The 24,165-nt window shown below is 63.1% G+C and carries 23 protein-coding genes; 13 read left to right on the forward strand and 10 right to left on the reverse strand.

The genetic code is table 11. The annotated features are described in order from the left end of the window. Window position 1: 1 nt before the first annotated feature. The 4 genes from proB to rplU form a co-directional block, all read right to left on the reverse strand. Entirely contained in the window at window positions 2–1,165 is a 1,164-nt protein-coding gene (gene proB / locus AC0969_RS03230) for a glutamate 5-kinase (RefSeq protein ID WP_479622685.1), read from the reverse strand. Window positions 1,166–1,216: 51 nt separating this feature from the next. Then, on the reverse strand, window positions 1,217–2,302 hold the full coding sequence (gene obgE, locus AC0969_RS03235; RefSeq protein ID WP_479622686.1) for a GTPase ObgE: 1,086 nt from the start codon (window positions 2,300–2,302) through the stop codon (window positions 1,217–1,219). Between the two features lie 105 nt (window positions 2,303–2,407). Next, on the reverse strand, window positions 2,408–2,668 hold the full coding sequence (gene rpmA / locus AC0969_RS03240; protein WP_315429619.1) for a 50S ribosomal protein L27: 261 nt from the start codon (window positions 2,666–2,668) through the stop codon (window positions 2,408–2,410). 12 nt (window positions 2,669–2,680) lie between these two features. Continuing rightward, window positions 2,681–2,992: a 50S ribosomal protein L21 gene (rplU, locus tag AC0969_RS03245; RefSeq protein ID WP_295960805.1), complete on the reverse strand. Its 312-nt coding sequence runs from the start codon at window positions 2,990–2,992 to the stop codon at window positions 2,681–2,683. Window positions 2,993–3,193: 201 nt separating this feature from the next. Here rplU and AC0969_RS03250 point away from each other — a divergent pair, with 201 nt between their 5' ends. Then, window positions 3,194–4,123 (forward strand): polyprenyl synthetase family protein, encoded by a 930-nt coding sequence (locus AC0969_RS03250; RefSeq protein ID WP_479622829.1) that lies wholly within the window; start codon window positions 3,194–3,196, stop codon window positions 4,121–4,123. A gap of 20 nt (window positions 4,124–4,143) precedes the next feature. Here AC0969_RS03250 and AC0969_RS03255 read toward each other — a convergent pair whose 3' ends face one another. The 6 genes from AC0969_RS03255 to AC0969_RS03280 all read right to left on the reverse strand — a co-directional run bounded on the left by AC0969_RS03255 (window position 4,144) and on the right by AC0969_RS03280 (window position 9,085). Next, a complete protein-coding gene (locus AC0969_RS03255; protein WP_479622687.1) occupies window positions 4,144–4,881 on the reverse strand; it encodes a lysophospholipid acyltransferase family protein in 738 nt (245 codons plus the stop codon). Between the two features lie 66 nt (window positions 4,882–4,947). After that, the gene (locus tag AC0969_RS03260; RefSeq protein ID WP_479622688.1) at window positions 4,948–6,249 is read right to left on the reverse strand and encodes a dihydroorotase; all 1,302 of its coding nucleotides are present in this window, start codon (window positions 6,247–6,249) and stop codon (window positions 4,948–4,950) included. 198 nt (window positions 6,250–6,447) lie between these two features. Next, complete coding sequence (locus tag AC0969_RS03265) at window positions 6,448–7,413, reverse strand: aspartate carbamoyltransferase catalytic subunit (protein ID WP_479622689.1); 966 nt, start codon at window positions 7,411–7,413, stop codon at window positions 6,448–6,450. Between the two features lie 3 nt (window positions 7,414–7,416). Beyond that, window positions 7,417–7,905 carry a bifunctional pyr operon transcriptional regulator/uracil phosphoribosyltransferase PyrR gene (gene pyrR / locus AC0969_RS03270; protein ID WP_479622830.1) on the reverse strand — a complete coding sequence of 163 codons (489 nt, stop codon included), beginning with the start codon at window positions 7,903–7,905 and terminating at the stop codon, window positions 7,417–7,419. 8 nt (window positions 7,906–7,913) lie between these two features. Next, complete coding sequence (gene ruvX, locus AC0969_RS03275) at window positions 7,914–8,321, reverse strand: Holliday junction resolvase RuvX (RefSeq protein WP_479622690.1); 408 nt, start codon at window positions 8,319–8,321, stop codon at window positions 7,914–7,916. Between the two features lie 164 nt (window positions 8,322–8,485). After that, complete coding sequence (locus tag AC0969_RS03280; RefSeq protein WP_479622691.1) at window positions 8,486–9,085, reverse strand: YqgE/AlgH family protein; 600 nt, start codon at window positions 9,083–9,085, stop codon at window positions 8,486–8,488. A gap of 165 nt (window positions 9,086–9,250) precedes the next feature. Here AC0969_RS03280 and AC0969_RS03285 point away from each other — a divergent pair, with 165 nt between their 5' ends. The 12 genes from AC0969_RS03285 (at window position 9,251) to AC0969_RS03340 (ending at window position 24,164) form a co-directional block, all read left to right on the forward strand. Next, complete coding sequence (locus tag AC0969_RS03285) at window positions 9,251–10,510, forward strand: sarcosine oxidase subunit beta family protein (protein WP_479622692.1); 1,260 nt, start codon at window positions 9,251–9,253, stop codon at window positions 10,508–10,510. 2 nt (window positions 10,511–10,512) lie between these two features. Then, complete coding sequence (locus tag AC0969_RS03290) at window positions 10,513–10,821, forward strand: sarcosine oxidase subunit delta (protein WP_479622693.1); 309 nt, start codon at window positions 10,513–10,515, stop codon at window positions 10,819–10,821. Then, window positions 10,818–13,814 (forward strand): sarcosine oxidase subunit alpha family protein, encoded by a 2,997-nt coding sequence (locus AC0969_RS03295; protein WP_479622694.1) that lies wholly within the window; start codon window positions 10,818–10,820, stop codon window positions 13,812–13,814. Before AC0969_RS03290 ends, AC0969_RS03295 begins: the two co-directional genes overlap by 4 nt. Next, window positions 13,807–14,460: a sarcosine oxidase subunit gamma gene (locus AC0969_RS03300; RefSeq protein ID WP_479622695.1), complete on the forward strand. Its 654-nt coding sequence runs from the start codon at window positions 13,807–13,809 to the stop codon at window positions 14,458–14,460. Before AC0969_RS03295 ends, AC0969_RS03300 begins: the two co-directional genes overlap by 8 nt. Before the next feature lie 11 nt (window positions 14,461–14,471). After that, window positions 14,472–15,746 carry a serine hydroxymethyltransferase gene (gene glyA, locus AC0969_RS03305; RefSeq protein WP_479622696.1) on the forward strand — a complete coding sequence of 425 codons (1,275 nt, stop codon included), beginning with the start codon at window positions 14,472–14,474 and terminating at the stop codon, window positions 15,744–15,746. 22 nt (window positions 15,747–15,768) lie between these two features. Further along, window positions 15,769–16,740, forward strand: coding sequence for a dipeptidase (locus AC0969_RS03310; protein ID WP_479622697.1), 972 nt, complete (start codon window positions 15,769–15,771; stop codon window positions 16,738–16,740). A gap of 65 nt (window positions 16,741–16,805) precedes the next feature. Then, window positions 16,806–17,678 carry a glycine betaine ABC transporter substrate-binding protein gene (locus AC0969_RS03315; RefSeq protein WP_479622698.1) on the forward strand — a complete coding sequence of 291 codons (873 nt, stop codon included), beginning with the start codon at window positions 16,806–16,808 and terminating at the stop codon, window positions 17,676–17,678. A 28-nt stretch (window positions 17,679–17,706) separates the two neighbouring features. Continuing rightward, a complete protein-coding gene (locus AC0969_RS03320; protein WP_479622699.1) occupies window positions 17,707–18,240 on the forward strand; it encodes a DUF5943 domain-containing protein in 534 nt (177 codons plus the stop codon). A 9-nt stretch (window positions 18,241–18,249) separates the two neighbouring features. Then, window positions 18,250–20,310, forward strand: coding sequence for an oxidoreductase (locus tag AC0969_RS03325; RefSeq protein WP_479622700.1), 2,061 nt, complete (start codon window positions 18,250–18,252; stop codon window positions 20,308–20,310). Between the two features lies 1 nt (window position 20,311). Continuing rightward, window positions 20,312–22,204 carry a (Fe-S)-binding protein gene (locus AC0969_RS03330; protein ID WP_479622701.1) on the forward strand — a complete coding sequence of 631 codons (1,893 nt, stop codon included), beginning with the start codon at window positions 20,312–20,314 and terminating at the stop codon, window positions 22,202–22,204. Beyond that, window positions 22,201–23,295, forward strand: a complete 1,095-nt coding sequence (locus AC0969_RS03335) for an FAD-binding protein (protein ID WP_479622702.1) — start codon at window positions 22,201–22,203, stop codon at window positions 23,293–23,295. The genes AC0969_RS03330 and AC0969_RS03335 overlap by 4 nt, the downstream gene beginning before the upstream one ends. After that, window positions 23,292–24,164, forward strand: coding sequence for an adenine nucleotide alpha hydrolase family protein (locus tag AC0969_RS03340; protein WP_479622703.1), 873 nt, complete (start codon window positions 23,292–23,294; stop codon window positions 24,162–24,164). Before AC0969_RS03335 ends, AC0969_RS03340 begins: the two co-directional genes overlap by 4 nt. Window position 24,165 lies beyond the last annotated feature (1 nt).

Below are 24,165 nucleotides of genomic sequence, written 5' to 3' on the forward strand. Positions count from 1 at the left end.
TTTACCGCGACAAAACCAAATTGTCGCGGTGCACCATCTCGGCTTCGGCCACGTAGCCCAGCAAACTCTCGATTTCGCTCGACGGCTTGCGGCAAATCAAGCGCGCTTCGGTGCTAGCGTAGTTAGCCAAACCCCGTCCAATCGCTACGCCATCGGTGCCCAGGATGGCGATCACGTCGCCGCGTGAGAAATCCCCTTCCACCTGCGTCATTCCGATGGGCAACAGGCTCTTGCCACCATCACGCACTTTGGTGGCGGCACCGGCATCCACCGTCACCGCACCACGCATCTGTAAATGGTCGGCCATCCACTGTTTGCGGGCTTGGGTTTTCTGGGTTTGCGCCACCAGCAAGGTGCCAATGGCTTCGCCGCGCGACAAGCGCACCAGCGCATCGGGCTCGCGGCCCCAGGCGATCACGGTGGAAGCACCCGAACCTGCCGCCCGCTTGGCCGCCAAAATTTTGGTAATCATGCCGCCGCGCCCCAGGCTGGAGCCTGCGCCTCCGGCCATCGCCTCCAGCGCCGGATCGCCCGCATGGGCTTCGTGCACGAAGGTGGCGTTGGCATCTTTGCGCGGATCGGCGGTGAACAGGCCTTTTTGGTCGGTCAAAATCACCAGCGCATCGGCCTCGACCAGGTTGGCCACCAACGCGCCCAGGGTGTCGTTGTCGCCAAACTTAATTTCGTCGTTGACGACGGTGTCGTTCTCGTTGATGACCGGCACCACGCCATGCTGCAACAGGGTCAGCAGGGTGGAGCGGGCGTTGAGGTAGCGCTCGCGGTCGGCCAGATCGGCGTGGGTCAGCAGCACCTGGGCGCTGCCCAGGCCGTTTTCACGCAATTTGGTTTCGTACATCTGCGCCAGGCCCATTTGGCCCACCGCTGCGGCCGCCTGCAATTCGTGCACGGCGCGGGGCCGGGTAGTCCAGCCCAGGCGTTTCATGCCCTCGGCAATGGCCCCGCTGGAGACCATGATGACCTCGCGCGGGCGCACCGGTTGGCCCGCGCTCTCCAGGCCTTTGACCAAGATGGCCAGTTGGCGACACCATTCACCAATCGCCTGTTCGTCCAGTCCACGGCCCTCGTTGGTCACCAGACTGGAACCCACTTTGACCACGATGCGCCGGGCATCGCGCAATACCGTTGAAGCAAAAATAGGAGTCATTTAGGCCCGTAGCGCTTATAGAACCTGCGCAAGCAGCTATTATTTTAGGAGTTACTCTTCTGCAACTGCATCCGACGGGGCGACCACGAACCGGGGATCAATCTCCACCGGAGTTTGCTCGGCCAGTTGTTGCGCCCTGACGTGCTGGTAAATCGCCTTCACCAGCGGCTCGCAGCCTTCACGGGTCAGGGCCGATATCTCGAACACCGGGCCCTTGAACTTGTAGCGCTTCACAAAATCTTTGACCAGAGCCGCGCGCTTGTCGCTTTCGGCCATGTCCAGCTTGTTCAGCACCAGCCAGCGCGGCTTGTTGTACAAACCGTCGTCGTACTTTTTCAGCTCGCCCACAATCGCCTTGGCCTGCGCCACGGGGTCCACCGCGTCGTCAAACGGCACCATGTCCACAATGTGCAGCAGCAAACGGGTGCGCTGCAAGTGGCGTAAGAACAGATGGCCCAGGCCTGCACCTTCTGCCGCACCTTCGATCAGTCCAGGTAAATCGGCCACCACAAAGCTTTGCTCCGGGCCGACGCGTACCACACCTAAATTCGGGTGCAAGGTGGTGAATGGGTAGTCAGCAATGCGCGGACGCGCGTTGGAAATGGCGGTGATGAAGGTCGATTTACCGGCGTTGGGCATGCCCAGCAGGCCTACATCGGCCAACAGGCGCAGTTCCAGCTTGAGGCTGCGCTTTTCGCCAGGCCAACCAGGGGTTTTTTGGCGCGGGGCGCGGTTGACAGCACTCTTGAAGCGCATATTGCCAAAACCGCCGTCGCCGCCCTTGGCGATGGTGATAACTTCACCTTCGACCAGCAGCTCAAACAATTTCTCACCGGTTTCGGCATCGGAAATGATGGTGCCGACCGGCATTTTCAAAATGATATCGCCACCCGCAGCACCGAACATGTCGGAACCCATGCCGTGCTCACCGCGCTTGGCATCGTGCCGGCGCGAGAAGCGGAAATCGACCAGAGTGTTCAGGTTGATGTCGGCCACCGCAAACACATGGCCGCCCCGACCACCATCGCCGCCGTTAGGGCCGCCGAATTCTTTGTACTTTTCGTGACGAAACGACACGCACCCGGCCCCGCCATCGCCTGCGGAGATGTCAATGAAGGCTTCGTCAACGAATTTCATACCGATTCCAATTTCAAAATTTACCTGAAAGCACGGCCCCTAAAACACCGAAGCCCCGTCGAGGCGGGGCTTCGGGGGGATCCAAGCGATCTATTTAACCAGGGCTTAGGCCGCAGGTGTAATAACCACTTGGTGCTTATTCATCGAGCCCTTGATAGCGAAGGACACGTGGCCCGCCACCAAAGCGAACAAGGTGTGGTCCTTGCCAATACCGACATTGGTGCCGGGATGGAACTTGGTGCCACGTTGGCGAACGATGATCGCGCCTGCGCTCACCAGTTCGCCGCCGAACTTCTTCACACCCAGCATCTTAGGGTTTGAGTCACGTCCATTTCGCGTAGAGCCGCCGCCTTTTTTCTGTGCCATGACCTGTGCCCGTTATGCTGCAATCACGCCGATTTGCAGTTCGGTGAACTGCTGACGGTGACCTTGGCGTTTCATGTAGTGCTTACGACGGCGCATTTTGAAAATGCCCACTTTGTCGTGCTTGCCGTGAGCCACTACCGTGACCGTGACCGTTGCGCCGGAAACCAAGGGTGTGCCAACCTTGATCTCGCTGCCGTTGCCGACTGCCAGAACCTGATCAAACACAATCTCTTGGCCTACGTCCGCAGCAATCTGTTCTACTTTAATTTTTTCACCAGAAGCAACACGATACTGTTTGCCTCCGGTTTTTATGACCGCGTACATACTTGACCTCTTCACTAATTCTGCGGACGGATTTCCACAGAGCCTCATATTCTAGCATTGTCTGGCGCATACCACTAATCTCACTGCTTTGGTGGGCAATTTGCAGCTGCGAACTTCTTATAATTGCGCAACTACCCGTTTTTTATCTTGTCCGTCAACTCCTCCCGCACCGCTGCTGCCCTCGCCCTCATTGCCGATGACATGCGCGAGGTAGACCTTGTCATTGCACAGCGACTCGCCTCCGGCGTACCCCTCGTCGGCACCGTGTCGCAATACATCATTTCCGCAGGCGGAAAACGCTTGCGGCCCGCCATTTTGTTGTTGATGTGCGGCGCATTGGGCTATACCGATGCGCAACGCTTCGATATGGCAGCGGTCGTGGAATTCATCCACACCGCCACCCTACTGCACGACGATGTGGTGGACGAATCCACCCTGCGCCGGGGCCGCCCCACTGCCAACGAGTCCTTCGGCAACCCGGCCAGCGTGTTGGTGGGCGACTTTTTGTACTCGCGCGCTTTCCAGATGATGGTGGATGTCAAAGATATGCGCATCATGCAGACTTTGGCCGATGCCACCAATGTGATTGCCGAGGGCGAGGTGATGCAGCTGGTCAACATGCACGACGCGTCGCTCGATGAAGCCGCCTACCTGCGCGTGATCCGCTCCAAAACCGCCAAACTCTTCGAGGCTAGCGCCCGTCTGGCCGCTATTTTGTCCCACAGCTCGCCCGCGATTGAGCAAGCTTGCGCCGATTACGGCCAAGCCCTAGGCACGGCATTCCAGGTGATTGATGACGTACTGGACTATGACGGGGACGCGGCGGAAATGGGCAAAAACCTGGGCGATGACCTGCGCGAAGGCAAAGCTACTTTGCCATTGATCGCAGCCATGCAACGTGGCAGCCAAGAACAAAGTGACTTGATCCGCCGCGCCATTGAAACCGGTGAAACCGAGCGCCTGAACGAGATCATTGCGATTGTCAAAAGCACCGGTGCCTTGGATGTCACCCGCCAAGCCGCAGCCGCTGAAGCGCAGCGCGCAGTAGAGGCAACGAAGCACTTCCAGCCCAATGCCTACACCGATGGATTACTGCAATTAGCCGCGCAATTGCTGGAACGCCGCTCTTGATTTTGTAGCGTATCAGGCTCCTAGCCATTTCGCAAAACTTGCACTTGCTGCTGTAAATCCTGCGCCCAAGTGCGGCGGTCTCGGCCCTCGGCATGTTCGGGCACGCCAAAGCGGACTTCGGCACCCAACGATGTGGCAGCCAGCGTGCGCCAGATAGAGCCCACCAGGGTTTCATCGCCCACAAAACTGGGGGCGAAGTGCACGGCCCCGGTATGTACATCCACAAAGCGCAGCGCCAGCGGCAACACCGGCACATCGGCAGATATCGCGGCTTGCAGCAGGTTGGCGTGGAAGGGCAACATGCTGCGGCCGTCGCCAGTGGTGCCTTCAGGGAATACGCCCAGCACGTCCCCCGCCCGCAGGCGCTCGGTCATGTGGTGGACCACGCGCATCGCGTCGCGGCGGGATTCCCGCTCAATGAAGAGCGTGCCCGCACCCGCAGCCAGGGTGCCGACGATGGGCCAGTGTTTGACGTCGGACTTCGACACAAAGCGGCAGTAACCCGCTGCGTGGATCACCGCAATATCCAGCCACGAGAGGTGGTTGGCCACCAGCAGCAGAGGGCCGTGGGCAGGCGGTGTGCCGTGGACCCGCAATGGGATGCCGAAGACCTTGAGCACCTGGACAGACCAGGCCTGCACCTGCCGCCCACGCTCGGCATCGTCCATCAGGGGAAAGTGGCGGCGGATGGTCCACCAGCCGACGGCGATGTGCCACAGCAGGTGCAACAGCTTGATTAGGACGCGAAAGAGACGCATAGAAATTTATAAAAAATAGGCTGCTAACGCAGATACCACCTACGCTAGCAGCTATCTATTTAATAGTTAAACCAGACGGTCTTCAAAGGCCACGTGCCCGGCCACCACGGCGCAACGCACCCGGCCGGGCAGCTCGTAGCCGGAGAACGGGGTGTGCTTGCCCTGGCTGCGCAGGGTGTCGGCAGCGACGGTCCAGCGGGCAGCGGGATCAAACACGCAGACATCGGCCACGCCGCCCACCACCAGCTGGCCCACGCTGGCTTGCAGCGTACCCAGGCTGGTGCCGAGCACGGCGGCAGCGGCGCTGGTAACGGTGGCCAGGGCGCGGTGCAGAGGCACGCCGTCGTCTTCGCTCCACTTCAAGGCCAGGCTGAGCAGCAGCTCCAGGCCCGTGGCACCGGGCTCGGCTTCGGCGAACGGCAGGGCTTTGGCATCCGCCTCAACCGGCGTGTGGTCGGACACCAGCGCGTCGATGGTGCCATCGGCCAGGGCGGCGCGCAGGGCATCGCGGTCGCGCTGCTGGCGCAGTGGTGGGGTCAGGCGGGCACGGCTGTCGAAGTAGCCGATGTCCACGTCCGTCAGGTGCAGCGAGTTGATGCTGACATCGCAGGTGACGCGCAGGCCGTCTTTTTTGGCTTGGCGCACCAGGGCGATACCTGCGGCGCTACTGATGCGGCACAGGTGGACGCGGGCGCCAGTGGTTTTCAGCAGCTCAAAAATGGTGTGCAGCGCGATGGTTTCTGCGGCTACCGGCACGCCACCCAGGCCCATGCGGGTGGCCAGTGCGCCACTGGCGGCCACGCCCTTGCCCAGGTACAGCTCTTGCGGGCGCAGCCAGACCGGGTAATCAAAAGTGGCGGCGTACTGCAGCGCGCGTTGCAGCACCTGGGTGTTGCCCAGCGGCACCTCGGCCTGGCCGAAGCCAATGCAGCCCGCGCCGGTGAGTTCGACCATCTCGGTCAGCACCTCGCCTTGCAGGCCCCGGGTGAGCGCACCCAGCGGGAACAGGCGCGCCTGGTGGTTCTTTTTAGCGCGGAACTTCAGCATCTGCACCAGGCCGGGCTCGTCCAGCACGGGGTCGGTGTCGGGCGGGCAGACCAGGCTGGTGATGCCCCCGGCGGCAGCGGCGGCCATTTCGGACTCCATCATGCCCTCGTGCTCGTAGCCGGGCTCGCGCAGGCGGGCGCACAAATCCACCAGACCGGGCATGACGATGCAGCCGCTGGCATCGACTACGCGGTCGGGCGTGAAGTCGGGCAGATCACGGCCCACGGCAATGATGCGACCGGTGGCGATGGCGATGGAGCCGGTGGTGTCCAGGCCGCTGGCGGGGTCGATGATGCGACCGTGTTGGATCAGGGTTTTCATATTTTTATACCAAATAGGGCTCTAGCACATGTATCACCTGCGCTAGCAGCTATGAATTAAATAGCAAAAATCATAGACATCCACGGCGCTCTGTACGTGAAACACCGCAGAACCGGCTCCGCCGGGCTGCTGGTGTTGCCCCCTGCAAGGGGGGTGGCGAAAGATGCCCAGCACTGAAGCCTGGGGGTGTGCCACAAGTTATGCCTCGTTCCCCGCGACGATGCCCATCACGGCCATGCGCACGGCGATGCCGAAGGTCACCTGCGGCAGGATCACGGCCTGCTTGCCATCGACCACGGCGGAGTCGATCTCCACGCCCCGGTTGATCGGGCCGGGGTGCATCACGATGGCATCGGGCTTGGCCAGGGCCAGTTTCTCGGGGGTCAGGCCGAAGCTGCGGAAATACTCCTGGCTGGACGGCAGCAGTGCGCCGCTCATGCGCTCGTTTTGCAGGCGCAGCATGATGACCACGTCGCAGCCTTTGATGCCCTCTTCCAGCGTGTGGCAGACGCGCACGCCCATCTGCGCCATGTCGGCGGGCACCAGGGTTTTGGGGCCGACCACGCGCACTTCGGCGCAGCCCAGCGTCGTCAATGCGTGGATGTCAGAACGGGCCACGCGGGAGTGCAGTACGTCACCGACGATGGCCACGGTGAGGTTGCTGAAGTCTTTTTTGAAGTGCCGGATGGTGAACATGTCCAGCAAGCCCTGGGTGGGGTGGGCATGGCGACCGTCGCCCGCATTCACCACGTGGACGTGCGGTGCGACGTGCTGGGCGATCAGGTAGGGGGCACCAGATTCGCTGTGCCGCACCACGAAGATGTCGGCGGCCATCGCGCTCAGGTTGGCGATGGTGTCCAGCAGCGATTCGCCCTTGGCGGCACTGGAGCGGGCGATGTCGAGGTTGATTACATCGGCGCTCAGGCGCTTGGCCGCGATGTCGAAGGTGGTGCGGGTGCGGGTCGAGTTCTCAAAGAACAGGTTGAACACGCTTTTGCCGCGCAGCAAGGGCACTTTTTTGACCTCTCGGTCGTTGACGCTAACAAAGTTGGCGGCGGTGTCCAGAATCTGCGTCAGGATGTCTTTGGGCAAGCCTTCGGTGGACAGCAGGTGGACCAGTTCGCCGTGCTTGTTGAGTTGGGGGTTGTTGCGTTTGTAGAGCAAGATTTAGCCCTCCACATTAAAACTAAAGGCACCCGTCGCGCTGCGCGCCAATGCCAGCTGCTGGGTGGCGGGCAGAATGATGCGGGCGGCGGCGAAGTCGGGCTGGATAGGCAGCTCGCGCCCGCCCCGGTCCACCAGCACCGCCAGCTTGACGGCTGCCGGGCGGCCGAAGTCAAACAGCTCATTGACCACGGCGCGGATGGTGCGGCCGGTGTAGAGCACGTCGTCCAGCAGGATGATGTCGGCCCCATTCACGTCAAAGGCCAGCGCAGTTTGCCCGCCGCCACCCGAGACCATGCCGCGCTGCGAAAAGTCGTCGCGGTGCATGGCCGACGAGATCACGCCCGATTTCCCGTCCAACGCCAGGTCGGCTTGCAAGCGCTCGGCCAGCCAAGCGCCGCCGGAGGTGATGCCGACCAGTCGGGTGTCGGGGTGGAGTAAGGCGCGAACGCCCTTCAACAACTCTAAATACAGCGCTTCGGCATCCAACATCAATGTACTCACGGGATACTCCTCAAAAATTGTTCCAGGATGATGCAGGCCGCTGCGGCATCGGCATCTTTTGCGCCCATCTCTAGGGCTTCTGTGGTGCTATAGCGCTCATCTACCTCGAAAACCGGCAGATTGAAGCGACCGCGCAACTGGCGGCCAAACTTTTGCGCACGCCGGGTGTTGTCGTGGGCCGCACCGTCCGGGTGGAACGGCACGCCGATGACAATGGCATCGGGCTGCCACTCCTTGACGCGGGCGGCGATAGGCACAAACCGGGCATCGCCCTCGGCGGTGATCGTGCCCTGCGGCGTGGCGGTGCGGGTGAGGCGATTGCCCACGGCCACGCCGGTACGCTTTTGGCCATAGTCAAAGGCCAGAAAGGATTGCAAGTTGGCAGGAATTTCAACCAAACTCATTCAAATTGCCCCAGCCATGCAGCCCTTAACTACGGCATGAAACGAGGACGGCTCATTCCAGAAATACCGCAGAACCGGCTTCGCCGGGCTGCTGGTATTGCCCCCTGCAAGGGGGTGGGCGGCCACACGCAGTGGGCAAGCCTGGGGGTGTTCCACAGTAAAAGTCATGCATGGCCCGCTTCGGGGGAGAGCATCCACGACTGCAAACCCAGCAGCAGCAAAGCTTGGTCGTAGCGCTGGGCCACCGGGGTATCGAAGATCACCGCCAAATCGGCCTCCACCGTGAGCCAGCTGTTTTCGCCCAACTCTGCCTCCAGCTGGCCCTCGCCCCAGGCCGAATAGCCCAAAGACACCAGCACGCGCTGTGGGCCTGCGCCGGAGGAAATGGCCTCCAGCACGTCTTTGGAGGTGGTCATCTCCAGCCCGCCGGGGATGGCCATGGTGGACGCATACACGGATTCGGAGGGGTCGATGTCGCTGCTGACAAAGGCCTCGTGCAGCACAAAACCGCGTTCGGTTTGCACCGGGCCGCCCTGGAACACGGGGCTATCGCTCAAGTCGGCACGGCGCAGCGGCAGATCAACCTTGTCGAACAGGCTCTTCAGGCTGATATCGCTGGGTTTGTTGATCACCAGGCCCATCGCGCCGCGCGGGCTGTGTTCGCACAGGTACACCACGCTTTTAGCGAAGGCTTCGTCCTCCAGACCGGGCATCGCAATCAGAAAGTGATGCGTCAGGTTCATGGGGGCAATGTCAGTGGTCATTCGTCGATTTTAAGGGGTCCATCAGCACAAACTGGCCCCGGATGTAAAGAGACAAATTCGACGTAAATCGCCTGAATGTCGAATTTTGACAACTGCACGTCTGCACGGCGCAAGGTGGCGCGGGGGTGGCATCCAACAATGCATGCAGACACCCACGGACACACTATGCGCGGCCAAAACTACTCTCTCTGGAGCCTGCTCAAGCATGGCTTTAAAAACCACCAAACCTGGGAACCGGCCTGGGAACGGGTGGCCTTGAAACCTGCCTACGACATAGTCATCGTCGGCGGAGGCGGACATGGCCTGGCCACGGCCTACTACCTGGCCAAGAACCACCCCGAGGTCGGCAAGATCGCCGTGCTGGAAAAAGGCTACCTCGGCGGCGGCAACACGGCACGCAACACCACCATCGTGCGCTCCAACTACCTGTGGGACGAGTCCGCCGCGATTTACGAGCATTCGCTGAAGCTCTGGGAAGGCCTGACCGAAGACCTGAACTTCAACGTCATGTTCAGCCAGCGCGGCGTATTCAACCTGGGCCACACCCTGCAAGACATGCGCGACATCGAGCGCCGGGTAAATGCCAACGCGCTGCAAGGCGTGGATGCCCATGTGTTGAATGCTAAGGAAGTGAAAGAAAAAATCCCCCAGCTCGATTGCAGCCGCAGCCGCCGCTTCCCGGTGCTGGGGGCCAGCTGGCAGCCGCGTGCGGGTGTGGCGCACCACGATGCCGTGGCCCGGGGCTTTGCCCGCGCCGCCAGCCGCCTGGGTGTGGATTTGATCGAGGGCTGCGAAGTCACCGGCATGGACATCCAAAACGGCCAAATCCGTGGCCTGCAAACCAACCTGGGGGCCATCAAGACCGAGCGTGTGGGTTGCGTGGCTGCCGGGCACTCGTCTGTGCTGGCCAAGATGGCCGGGCTGCGCATGCCGCTGGAAAGCCATCCGCTCCAAGCCTTTGTATCGGAGTCGATGCAGCGTGTGATCGACACCGTGATCATGTCCAACGCGGTGCATGGCTACCTCAGCCAGTCCGACAAGGGCGAGCTGGTGATTGGTGCGGGCATCGATAGCTACCTGGGCTACGGCCAACGCGGCAGCCCGCACGTGATCGAGCACACGGCGGCCGCCATCATCGAGCTGTTCCCCCAGTTCTCCCGCGTGCGCATGAACCGCCAGTGGGGCGGCATTGTGGACGTGACCCCGGATGCCTGCCCGATCATCTCCAAGACCGCCGTGCAAGGCCTGTTTTTCAACTGCGGCTGGGGCACCGGCGGCTTCAAGGCCACACCGGGATCGGGCCATGTGTTTGCCGACATGCTGGCCAAAGGCGAGGCGGGCCCGCTGTCCAAAGCCTTCACGGTTGATCGTTTCCATTCCGGCCACCTTATTGACGAACACGGCGCCGCTGGCGTCGCGCACTAACCATGTTTTTATTGCACTGCCCCCACTGCGGCGAAACGCGGGACGAAGAAGAGTTCAGCAACGCCGGCGAAGCCTATATCTCCCGCCCTGCCCAACCCGAAGCGGTGGACGATGCCACCTGGGGCGACTATGTTTTCATGCGCCGCAACACCAAAGGCTGGTTTTGGGAGCAATGGCAACACACGGCGGCCTGCCGCAAGGTGTTTGCCGTGAAGCGCAACACAGCCACCTACGAAATTGCCGGAAGCTGGACGCTGGCCGAAGGCAAAGCACTGTTTCTGGCCGATCTGGCCCAGGAGAAATCGGCATGAGCGGCACCCGCGTACCCCAGACCACCGCGCGCATCGACACCACGCGCATAGTGAAGTTCACCTTTGATGGCCGTGAGTTCACCGGCCACCCCGGCGACACGCTGGCTTCTGCCCTGCTGGCCGTTGGTGTACGCCGCATGGCCCGCAGCTTCAAATATGGCCGTCCACGCGGCATCATCGGCGCGGGGGCGGAAGAGCCCAATGCGCTGGTGCAGCTGGGCGTGGGCGCACTCACTACGCCCAATGTCAAAGCCACCCAGGCCGAGCTGTTTGAGGGTTTGAGCGCACGTTCCACCTCGGGTTGGCCATCCCTCGATTTCGATTTGAAATCTGTACTGGGCCAAGGCTCGCGTTTCATGCCTGCGGGTTTCTACAGCAAGACCTTCAAATGGCCGCAAAAGCTGTGGCCGCTGTATGAGACCGTGATCCGCAAGTTCGCCGGATTTGGCGATGCGCCCACCGAGCCCGATCCCGAAAAATACGACCACTTGCACCACCACGTCGATGTGCTGGTGGTGGGCGGTGGTGCCTGTGGCCTGCTGGCCGCGCTGCAAGCCGGGCGCGCCGGGCTCAAGACCCTGCTGGTGGACGAGCAAAACGAACTGGGCGGCTGGTTGCTGTCCGACCCCAGCGCACAGATCGATGGCCGCAACAGCGATGCCACCATCCGCTCGGTGCAAGCCGCCCTGGCCGACATGCCGCATGTGACCGTGCTGCCCCGCACCACGGCGTTCGGCATGTACGAGCAAAACCTGGTGCAGGCCGTGGAGCTGGTGCAAGACCATATCACCCCCGCGCAGCGCCAGGCCCACCTGCCGCGCCACCGCATGCACAAGATCCGCGCCCACCACGTGGTGCTGGCCACCGGTGCCATCGAACGCCCCCTGGTGTTTGGCAACAACGACCTGCCCGGCGTGATGACCGTGTCGGCCGGCCAAACCTTCCTGGTGCGCTACGGCGTGCGGGTGGGCCAGCGCATCGTGATCTGCGGTACCAGCGACCTCATCCACGACTGCGCCGAGGTGCTGGCCCAAGCCGGTGCCAGCGTCACCGTGGCCGATGTGCGCCACGGCGCGGTCGCCCGCAATAAAAACTACACCGTCATGGCGGGCCACGGCATTGCCGAAGTCACCGGCGGTAGCGAGGTCAAAGGCGTGCGCCTGGTGCCCCTGCACCCCACCAAGGATGAGGTCGCAGGCAACGGCACACACATCGCCTGCGACGTAGTGCTGAGTTCTGGTGGCCTGTCGCCCACCGTGCATTTGTTCTGCCACGACGGCAGCCGCCCCACCTGGGATGAAGCCGTCGCCGCCTTCGTGGTGCCAGGCACCGGCCGCAAGGGTGTGGCCTGCGTGGGTTCGGTCACCGGCGCTTTCGAGCTGTCCGACGCAATGGCACAAACCACGCGCGCCATGCAACAGGTGCTGGCCGCCTGCGGCAAGCGCGAATCGCTGCAAGCCCCGGTTTGCTTCCAGCCCAAACGCATGCCCGCCCGCCCTATGTTCCGCCTGCCTGACGGCAAGCAAGAAGGCGCAGGCGCCAAGGCCTTTGTGGACTACCAGAACGACGTGAGCGCCGCCGACATCGAACTGGCGGTACGCGAGAACTACCACTCCATCGAGCACGTCAAGCGCTACACCGCGCTGGGCTTCGGCACCGACCAGGGCAAGCTGTCCAACGTCAACGGCTTCGTCATCACCGCCCGCGCCCTGAAGCGCCCGGTGAACGAAGTCGGCACCACCACCTACCGCCCGGCCTACACCCCGGTGAGCCTGGGCGCGTTGGCGGGCACCATGACCGAAGAGCTGTTTGACCCGAACCGCTACAGCGCCATCCACGCCTCCCACGTGGCCAGAGGTGCCGCCCTGGAGCCGGTAGGCCAATGGCAGCGGCCCTGGTACTTTGCCAAGCTCGGTGAAGACCTGCACGCCGCCGTCAACCGCGAATGCCTGGCAGCCCGCAACGGCGTGGCCGTGATGGACGCGTCCACCCTGGGCAAGATCCAGATCGACGGCCCGGATGCGCGTGAATTTTTGAACCGTATCTACGCCAATGCCTGGACCCAACTGGCCGTGGGCAAGTGCCGCTACGGCCTGATGTTGGACGAAAACGGCATGGTGATGGACGACGGCGTAACCGCCTGCATCCAGCAAAACCAGTTCTACATGACCACCACCACCGGCGGTGCGGCCCGCGTACTGAACTGGCTGGAGCGCTGGCACCAGACCGAGTGGCCCGAACTCAAGGTGTGGATGACCTCGGTGACCGACCACTGGTCCACCGTGGCCCTGGTCGGCCCCAAGGCCCGCGCCGTGCTGGCCAAGCTGTGCCCGGACATTGATTTGTCGCCGGAGAACTTCAAGTTCATGGACTGGCGCGCGGGCACAGTGGGTGGCCTGCCCGCCCGCGTGTTCCGCATCAGCTTCTCGGGCGAACTATCGTATGAATTGAACGTCGAATCCGGCTACGGCCACGCCCTGTGGGAGGCCGTGATGGCCGCCGGGGCCGAGTTCGATATCACGCCCTACGGCACCGAAACCATGCACGTGCTGCGGGCCGAAAAGGGCTTCATCATTGTCGGCCAGGACACCGATGGCTCGATGAGCCCGATGGACCTGGACATGGCCTGGGCTGTGGGCATGAAAAAGCCGTTCAGCTTCCTGGGCAAGCGCTCACTGGCCCGCAGCGACACGGCCCGCGAAGGCCGCAAGCAACTCGTGGGTTTGTTGCCAGAAGACCCCAACACCGTGCTGATCGAAGGCGCGCAAATCATGGAAAGCGCCACCGTGGGCAGCAGCAACCAGATGCTGGGCCACGTGACTTCTAGCTACCACAGCGCCTTCCTGGGCCGCTCCATTGCCATGGCGGTGGTGGCCGGGGGTCTGCAGCGCAAGGAGCAAACCCTGTACGTGCATGCCCACGGCAAAGTGACGCCGGTGAAGGTCGGTGGCAGCGTGTTTGTCGATGTGAAAGGTGACCGTCAAAATGTCTAAAGATTTGAACGCGATGCTGGAATCGCCCCTGCACGCCTTTGACCTGCCCGCCCGCGTGGCCAGCCCCACCGCCCAAAACCGGGTGGTGGTAAGTGAACTGGGCAACCTGGGCTACATCGTGCTGCGTGGCAAGGCCGACGATGCTGCCTTTATGCAGGCCGTGGCCGGTGTGTTGGGCCAGGCCCTGCCGACCCAGCCCATGACCGTATTGACTACCACCGCCGGTGTGGTGCTTTGGGTGTCGCCCGACGAATGGCTGCTGGTGTGCAAGCGCTCAACCCGCGACAACCTGCTGGCCGCACTGACCGCCGCCGTGCAAGACCTGTTTGCCCAGGTGGTGGACAACAGCGGTGGCCTGACCGCCCTGCGCCTGAGCGGTCCCGACCATATGCTGCTACTGCGCCAAATGGGGCCGTACGACTACGAGAGCCTGGCCGTGGGCCGCTGCGCCAGCACCGTGGTGTCCAAAACCGGACTCACTGTGGCCCGTACCGACGAAGCGGGCGTGGTGCTGGTCTTCCGGCGCAGCTTTGCCGACTACACCTGGCGCTTGCTGGAACGCACCGCCCTGCCCTACCGCCTGTGCATTGCCTCGCCAGACCAGCACGCCGACCCGGTGTTCACCCCTTTGTTTGAAAACGTTTAGGACTTTTTGCCATGACAACCGAAAGCTTCTTCTCCGTGGGTGTGGCCCAGACCGACCCTGCCGTCAGCGCCGCGATGGACCATGAACTGCAACGCCAGCGCGAACAGATCGAACTCATCGCCTCAGAAAACATCGTCTCCAAAGCGGTGATGGAAGCCCAAGGTTCGGCCCTCACCAACAAGTATGCCGAAGGCTACCCCGGCAAGCGCTATTACGGCGGCTGCGAGCACGTGGATGTGGTGGAGGCGCTGGCCATTGAGCGCCTGTGCAAGTTGTTCGGTTGCGAATACGCCAACGTGCAACCCCACTCCGGTGCCCAGGCCAACACCGCCGTGATGCTGGCCCTGGTGCAGCCCGGCGACACGGTGCTGGGCATGTCGTTGTCCGCAGGCGGGCATTTGACGCACGGGGCCAAACCCGCGCTGTCGGGCAAATGGTTCAAGGCCGTGCAATACGGTGTGCGCCGCGAAGACTCATTAATCGACTACGACGAGGTCGAAGCCCTGGCCGTAGAACACCAGCCCAAACTCATCATTGCAGGCTTCTCGGCCTACCCCCGCACCATCGACTGGGCGCGTTTTCGCGCCATCGCCGACAAGGTGGGCGCATTTTTGATGGTGGACATGGCCCACGTGGCAGGCTTGGTGGCCACGGGTGTCTACCCCAGCCCCGTGCCGCATGCCCATGTAACCACCTCCACCACCCACAAAACCCTGCGCGGGCCGCGCGGCGGCGTGATTTTGACCAACGACGAAGCCTTGTCGAAGAAGATCAACTCGGCCGTGTTCCCGGGCTCGCAAGGCGGCCCGCTGATGCACGTCATCGCGGCCAAGGCCGTGGCCTTTGGCGAGGCACTGCAACCCAGCTTCAAGGCTTACACCGAGCAGGTGGTGGCCAACGCCAAAGCCCTGGGCGCCGTACTCAAGGCGGGCGGCCTGGACCTGGTCACCGGCGGTACCGACAACCACCTGTTGCTGGTCGATCTGCGCCCCCTGGGCCTGAAGGGCAACACCACCGAAGTAGCGTTGGAGCGCGCGGGCATTACCTGCAATAAAAACGGCATACCGTTTGACGACGAGAAGCCCACCATCACCTCCGGCATCCGCGTCGGCACGGCGGCCGGCACTACGCGCGGCTTCGGCGTGGCCGAGTTTGAAGAAGTGGGCCGGTTGATGCTGGAAGTATTCAACAGCCTGAAAACCCATCCGGCGGGCGACCCTGCCACCGAGGCCTCGGTATACGCCCGCGTCAAGACACTGACCGCCCGTTTTCCTCTGTACGCCTAAATCTTTTTTGAAGGAACGCGCCATGAGCACACTCCACCAGGACTCCATCGTCATCGACGGTCTCATCATTGCCAACCTGAACCGCAGCGTCTTTGAAGACATGAAAAAGGGCGGTTTGTCCGCCGCCAACTGCACCGTCTCCGTGTGGGAAGACTTCCCCAAGACGGTGGACAACATCGCCCAGCTCAAACAGTTGATCCGCGACAACAGCGACCTCGTGACCCTGGCCCGCAACACGGCCGACATCAATCAAGCCAAGGCCGATGGCAAGACCGGCATCGTCCTAGGCTTCCAGAACGCCCATGCCTTTGAGGACAACCTGGGATACATCGAAGCCTTCCACGACATGGGTGTGCGCGTGGTCCAGCTGTGCTACAACACGCAAAACCTCGTGGGCACCGGCTGCTATGAGCGCGATGGCGGGCTGTCCGGCTTCGGCCGCGAGGTGATTGCAGAGATGAACCGCGTGGGCATCATGGTCGACCTATCGCACGTGGGCAGCAAGACCTCAGAAGAAGCGATCCTGGCGTCCACCAAGCCCGTGGCTTACACCCACTGCCTGCCGCTGGGCCTGAAGGACCACCCGCGCAACAAGAGTGACGCGGAGCTGAAGTTCATCGCCGACCACGGTGGTTTTATCGGCGTGACCATGTTCTCGCCTTTTCTCAAGCGCGGCAATGATTCGACCGTGCACGACTACGTCGAGGCCATCGACTACGTCATCAACATTGTGGGCGAAGACTGTGTGGGCCTGGGCTCGGACTTCACCCAAGGCCACGGCCATGAGTTCTTCGACATGCTGACGCATGACAAAGGCCGCTGGCGCCGACTGACCACCTTTGGCCAGGTGGTCAACCCGGAAGGCATTCGCACCATCGGCGACTTCCCCAACCTCACGGCCACGATGCAGCAAACCGGCTGGTCCGATGCCCGCATCACCAAGGTGCTGGGTGCCAACTGGATGAAGTTCTTCGACCAGGTCTGGGGTAGCTAGAACCCACCACCCACTGATTTCCCCGCCCCTTCGCATTCCCTATCCACAACCAGGAGTTAGCTGCTATGACCGTTTCGTTCTCCCCCCGCAAACGCCGTGAGTTCCTCACACAGACTTTGGGCCTGTCCGCATTGGCCGTGTCCGGCAGCGCCTTCGCCCAGGCCAAGCCCACCATCAAAATCGGCTTTGTCGATGGCTGGTCGGACAGTGTGGCCACCACCAACCTGGCCGCCGCCATCATCCGCAGCAAGCTGGGCTACCCGGTCGAATTAGTGCCGTTGGCTGCGGGCATCATGTGGCAGGCGGTGGCGCGTGGCGACCTGGACACAACCCTGTCGGCCTGGCTGCCCGTGACGCACGAGGCCTATCTGGCCAACTTCAAAGACAAGGTGCAAATTCTGGGTGCCAACTACCCCGGCGCCAAAATCGGCCTGATCGTGCCCGACTACGTCAAAGCCACCAGCCTGGCCGATCTGAACGCCCACCGTGCCGACTTTGGCGACCGCATCGTCGGCATTGATGCGGGTGCAGGCGTGATGAAAAAAACCGAAGAAGCCATCAAAGCCTATGGCCTGGAGATGCGCCTACAGCCCAGCTCTGGCCCGGCGATGGCAGCCGAACTCGACCGCGCCTACCGCGCCAACAAGGCGATTGCCGTCACCGGCTGGATTCCGCACTGGATGTTTGCCAAGTACAAGCTGCGCTTTCTGGCCGACCCGAAGAACATCTTTGGCGCCGAAGAGCATGTGGACAGCGTGATCAACCCGGCACTGAACGCCAAGGCACCTGCGGTGGTGGCCTTCCTGAAGAAGTTCTCCTGGAAGCCCGAAGAAATCGGTGCCGTGATGCTGGCCGTTGAAGGCGGAGCCAAGCCTGCCGATGCCGCTGAAAAGTGGATGAACGACAACCCGGCGCGCGTCTCCGGCTGGCTCGCCTAACCCCTCGCTGTAACCAAGAAAGCGCACCATGCACCCCCAGCTCCCCATAGATGTTGATGCCGACACCGGCGTCTGGACCACCGACGGCCTGCCGATGATCTATGTGCCCCGGCACTTCTTCGTCAACAACCACGTGGAAACCGAAGCCGTGGTGGGCCGCGAGGTGTATGCCCCGGCGCTGTACAAGGCCGGTTACCGTTCGGCCTACTTCTGGTGCCAACAAGAGGCCGCCACCCACGGCCTGACAGGCATGGCGGTGTACGAGCACTACCTCAAACGGCTATCCCAACGTGGCTGGGGCCTGTTCTCCTTCGTTGAGGCCGACGCCACCACCGGCCACGCCCAGGTCAAGCTGGAGCATTCGGTGTTCGTGCTGGCCCAGGGCATTGCAGGCGTACCCATCAACCACAGCAAGGTCTGCTACCTGTTTGCAGGCTGGTTCTCGGGCGCGATGGACTGGGTGCTGGAAACCAGCGGCTCGGCGGTGCGCACCACCAGCACCGAGACCCAATGTGCAGCCGAAGGCCACGCCCACTGCGTTTTCACCGTTAGTCCCCTCTAGAGATTCACCATGCGCTATCCGCATTTGTTTGAGCCCATCCGCCTGAACCAGGTGCTGTTGCGCAACCGCATCGTCAGTACCGCGCACGCCGAGGTGTATGCCGAAGGCGGTAACCCCACCGAGCGCTACATCCGCTACTACGAAGAAAAAGCCAAGGGCGGCGTGGGCCTGGCTATTTGTGGCGGCTCCAGCCCGGTGTCGCGCGACAGCCCCTGGTCGTGGTGGAGCTCCATCAATCTGGCCACCAACAAGGTGATTGAGCCGCTGAGCCAATTGGCCGATACCATGCACAAGCACGGTGCCAAGCTGATGATCCAGGCCACCCACATGGGACGGCGCAACGCCTGGCATGGCTTTGACTGGCCCCACCTGGTCAGCCCATCCGGCATCCGCGAGCCGGTGCACCGTGGCAACGCCAAAACGATTGAGATCGAAGAAATCCGCCGCATCGCCGCCGACTACGGTCGCGCCGCCAAGCGCGTCAAGGACGCAGGCCTGGACGGCATCGAAATCTCCGCTGCGCACCAGCAACTGATCGACCAGTTCTGGAGCCCCCGCGTGAACCACCGCACCGACGAGTACGGCGGCAGCCTGGAAAACCGTATGCGCTTCGGCTACGAGGTATTGCAAGCCGTGCGCGAACAGGTCGGTAGCGACTTCTGCGTCGGCCTGCGCATGTGTGGCGACGAGTTCCACGAAGACGGTATCAGCCACGAGATGGCCAAGGAAATTGCCCAGTCGCTATCGGAGAGCGGCATGATCGATTTCTTGAGCGTAGTCGGCTCCGGAGCCGACACCCACAACACCCTGGTCAACTGCATGCCGCCGATGGCACTGCCACCCGAGCCGTTTGTGCATTTGGCCGCAGGTATCAAATCGGTATCCAAAGTGCCGGTGATGCACGCCCAGAGCATCCGCGACGCATCGCAGGCCGAGCGCATCCTGGCCACCGGGATGGTGGACATGGTGGGCATGACCCGCGCGCAGATTGCCGACCCGCACATGGTCATCAAGATCCGCGATGGCAAAGAGGATCAGATCAAACAGTGCGTCGGTGCCAACTACTGCATCGACCGCCAGTACAACGGCCTGGATGTGCTGTGCATCCAGAACGCCGCCACCAGCCGCGAAGAAACCATGCCCCACGTAATCGAAAAGACCACGGGTGTACGCCGCAAGGTGGTGGTGGTGGGCGCAGGCCCCGCCGGGCTGGAGGCAGCCCGCGTGGCCCGCGAGCGCGGCCACGACGTGGTGCTGTTCGAGAAGCACACCCTGGTCGGCGGACAGGTCAACCTGGCCGCCAAACCACCCAAACGCGAGCAAATGGCCGGCATCATCCGCTGGTTCGACATGGAAACCGTGCGCCTGGGCGTGGACCGCCGCCTCGGCGTGGCCGCCACCCAAGAAATGATCCTGGCGGAAAAACCCGACATCGTGGTGATGGCCACCGGCGGCGTGCCCCACACCGGCCAAACCCCGGCTTGGGGCGCGGCTGAAGGCCTGTGCGTCAGCGGCTGGGACATCTTGTCCGGCGCAGTAGCCCCCGGTGAGAACGTGCTGGTCTACGACAGCATCAGCACCCATGCGGGCACCGGTGTGGCCGACTTCATCGCCGCGCGCGGCAAGCTGGTGGAGATCGTCACCCCCGACGTGAAAGTGGCCGACGACGTGGGCGGTACCACCTTCCCCATCTTTTACCGCCAGCTCTACGCCAACGGGGTGGTCCTAACCCCCAACTACTGGCTGGAAAAGGTGTACCGGGAGGGGGACAAGCTGATCGCCGTGCTGAAGAACGAGTACACCGAAGCGCTGGAAGAGCGCGCCGTGGACCAGGTGGTGGTTGAAAACGGCATCCTGCCCAATGACGGCCTGTACTGGCAGCTCAAGCCCCTGTCAATGAACAAGGGCCAGACCGACATTGAAGCGCTGTATGACGCTCTGCCCCAGCCGGGTTTGAGCCAGACGACCGGCAACGGCAACTTCCTGCTCTACCGCGTGGGCGACTGCGTGTCGATGCACAACATCCACGCCGCCATCTACGACTCGCTACGCCTGTGCAAGGATTTTTGACATGCTGGCGCACCTGGTAAGCACGATTTTCTGGCTGGCAATGCTGGGCCTGGCCTGGGGCATGGCCCGCCGGGCGCTTATATGGAAAAAAGGCCGCCAGCGCTCAGTAGATATGCGCGGACTGCTACAAATACCGAAGCGTTACTTTGTGGACCTGCACGACGTAGTGGCACGTGAACCCTTCGTCGCCCGGGCCCACGTGGGCGTGGCGGGCGGTGCAATTCTGGCGCTGGCGCTGGTGGGGCTGAACTACGGCCTGGGCCTGTACTGGCCGGTGCTGGACGGCGTTTTGCTGCTGGCGGGGTTGATGATGTTGGCCGGTGCCACGGCAATGGCCTCGCGCCGCCGCAATGCGCCAGCCCGCCTGTCCAAAGGGGCGTGGAGCCGCCTGCCCTACTCCCTCATGCTGTTTGCAGTGGCCGTGGCGCTGGTGGGCGCCGTGGCACTCACCGGCACAGCCCTTGCCCCCTGGCTGGCGGGTGTGATCAGCTTGGCATTTGCCGCAGGCGCTGCGGAGCTGGCCTTTGGCATCGGCCTAGGCGGCCCCATGAAGCACGCCGTCGCCGGTCTGCTACACCTGGGCTTGCACCCGCGGCCCGAGCGCTTTGGGAGCCCTGCCGAACGGCGTTTTGCCACGGCCCTGCAACCCCTCACCCTCACCCCTGAAGACATGGGCGTCGGCAAGCCCGCCGACTTCGCCTGGAACAAGCTGCTGTCCTTCGACGCCTGCGTGCAGTGCGGCAAGTGCGAGGCCGCCTGCCCCGCATTTGCCGCAGGCCAGCCGCTGAACCCCAAGAAGCTGATCCAGGATTTGGTGGTCGGCATGAGCGCCAAGAGCGACGCAAATTACGCTGGCAGCCCCTACCCCGGCCACAAGGTCGGCGAACATTCTGGCGCACCGCACTTGCCCATCGTGGGCGGCCTGATCAACGCCGACACGCTCTGGTCCTGCACCACCTGCCGCGCCTGTGTACAAGAGTGCCCGATGCTGATCGAGCACGTGGATGCCATCGTCGACATGCGCCGCCACATCACCCTGGTGACTGGCGTGGTGCCCAACAAGGGCATGGAAGTTCTGGCACAACTGCGCGACACCGATACCGTGGGCGGCTTCCCGCTGACTGCGCGCCACCACTGGGCGGCGGATTTGAACCTGCCGGTACTCAACGAGGGCGCTGCAACCGACTGGCTGGTGCTGGTCGGCGAAGGCGGCTTCGATATGCGTTACCAGCGCAGCCTGCGGGCCTTCATCAAGACGCTACAAAAAGCAGAGCTAAAGATCGCCATCCTGGGCGCGGCAGAGACCGATTGCGGCGATTTGGCACGGCGGCTGGGCGACGAAGCGGGTTTCCAACGCTTGTCCAAGCAGCTCATCGCCACGCTCCAAACCCGCAAGTTTGCACACATCGTCACGCCCGATCCGCATATCTTCCATTCGCTGAAGAATGAATTCCCCGCTATGGGCGGCAACTTCGACGTGTGGCACCACACCCAGCTGCTGGCCGACCTGCTGGCCAAAAAGACGCTCCAGCCCACCCGCGCAGGCAGCTTAGAGGCCGTGACCTACCACGACCCCTGCTACCTGGGCCGCTATGGCCGCGAGGTGGATGCCCCGCGTGCCGTGCTCAAGGGCATTGGCATCCAAGTGGTGGAAATGGAACGCAGCCGCGAACGCGGCCGCTGCTGCGGCGGCGGCGGCGGCGCACCGTTTACCGATATACCCGGCACCACCCGCATCCCCGACATCCGCATGGCCGACGCGAAGCAAACCGGCGCAGGCGTGGTGGCTGTGGCCTGCCCCAACTGCACGGCGATGCTCGAAGGCGTGGTCGGCCCCCGGCCCGAGGTATTGGACATTGCCGAGTTGGTGGCACACGCCTTGGAGGTTGCATGAACACCTTGATTCGCCGCATCGATCCGCGCCGCCCCGCCATCATCACCCCCGCAGGCCTGCGCCGCATCATCCTGGGCAGCAGCGAGGGTGAACGCCTGACGGCTAATGCCGCCAACGGCCCCGCCATCAAACCGGTGCGCAGCCAAGGCCCATTTACCCGCTGCACCCTGGTCGTCACCCACGCCGAGCGCGGCGCGCTGACCGATGGCGCACGCCAAGCCATCGCCGCCGCCGCCATCCTGGCCACGGCAGACACCGAAATCGTCTTGGCGGTACTGGGGCCGTGTGGTGACGATGTAGCCATCTTGGGCGTGGACAAGCTTCTAATGCTGGACAGTTTCGACCCCAGCGCCTACCAGCCCAGCGCCTGCGTGCAGTGGCTGCAAGGTCTGCACGCCGCACTCGCCCCAACGCAGTGGCTGTTTGCCGACAGCGCCGCCGACGGGCAACTGGGTCGCCGTTTCGCGGTTGCCACGGGCCTGGGCCTGCAATGCGGCGTGGTCGAACTGGCGGCAGACAGCCTGCGCGTACCCGCCAATGGGCAGCAAGACTGGCTGTGCCCGCACGCCCCGGTGGTGCTGCTGGCCAAGGGTGTCGCCAGCACCAAGCTGCCGTTTATCGGCCTGGGCCTGCGCGCAGCCGCACCGGCCTTGCCCGCCGTGCCGGATGCCGGTATCGAGGACCTCGGCATGCAAGCTGGTGACCCGCAAACCCTGGCGCTGGAAGAAGCCGACTTCATCCTCGCCGCAGGCAATGGCGTGACCGACCTGCCCCTGTTCCACGCCCTGGCTTTGGCCGTGGGCGCGGCGGTGGGCGCATCCCGCGTGGCGGTGGACGATGGCCGCTTTGCCCGCACGCAACAAATTGGGGCCACCGGCAAAACCGTTTCGGCATCCGGCTATCTGGCGCTGGGCATCTCGGGCGCAGTGCAGCATCTGCAAGGCATCAAGGACTGCCGCCACGTGATCGCGGTGAACCTGGATGCAGCAGCCCCCATCGCCCGCCGCGCCGACCTGACCGTGGTGGAAGACAGCGCCGCCTTGATGCAAGCCCTGCTCGGCCTGGTTCGCAAAGAGAAAGAAGGCGCATGAACACCATCACCGTACTGGTAGCCCCGCGCCGCCACCCCAGCAGCCAGCGCCTGACCCGCTGCCAGGCTGATGCCACAGCCGCTACGCTGGCCCTGGGCTTGTCGATGCCGGTGCGCCTACTGTGCGCAGGCCCCATGCCTGACGCGGTAGCCCGCGACTACCTGGCACTGGGTGCGCCCGTGGTCGAGGTACTGCAATGCGCAGACGATGCCCGGCTGTTGGACATGCTGCTGCCCGCCCTGCGTGGTGTGGCCCTGGTGCTGACCGGCACGCGCTCCGAAGCCGACCAGGGTTCCGGTGTATTGCCTTACACCCTTGCGGCAGCGCTGGGGCGGCCCTTGGTGACCGACGTGCTGCACGTGGAAGCCGACGGCTCCGGCTGGATCGTCACCCAGGCCCTGCCCAAAGGCGCACGGCGGCGTTTGAAGGTGCAGGCTCCGGCGGTGCTGGCCATCAGCGCGGCGGCTCCGTTGACGCTGCGCCATTCGCTGGCCGACGCGGTGGCTGGAGAAATTATTCGCACTCCGGTACTGGTGCCTCACCGGCCCCCACCCCAACCCTCCCCCGAGGGGGGAGGGAGTGATACGGAGCCCTGTCTTGCCCCCTCCCCCCCCGGGGGAGGGCTGGGGTGGGGGCCGGATGTCAGGCCTTCCTCCCCTCGCCTGCGCACGGCTGAGGGTGTATTGGTCCCCAGCCGCAAGCGGCGCCAAGTGCTGGAAGCCAAAACCGTGCAATCCGGCCACGCCCGCATGCTGGGCGCCATTGAATCGCCCTCTACCGGTGGCACCGTCATCCAAACCGGCAGTGTTGACAGCAAAGCCCAAGCCGTTCTCGATTACCTGCGCACCCATTCTCTTGTGACCTTTTGAG

It is taken from the genome of Rhodoferax sp. LB1P47 (assembly GCF_056521445.1).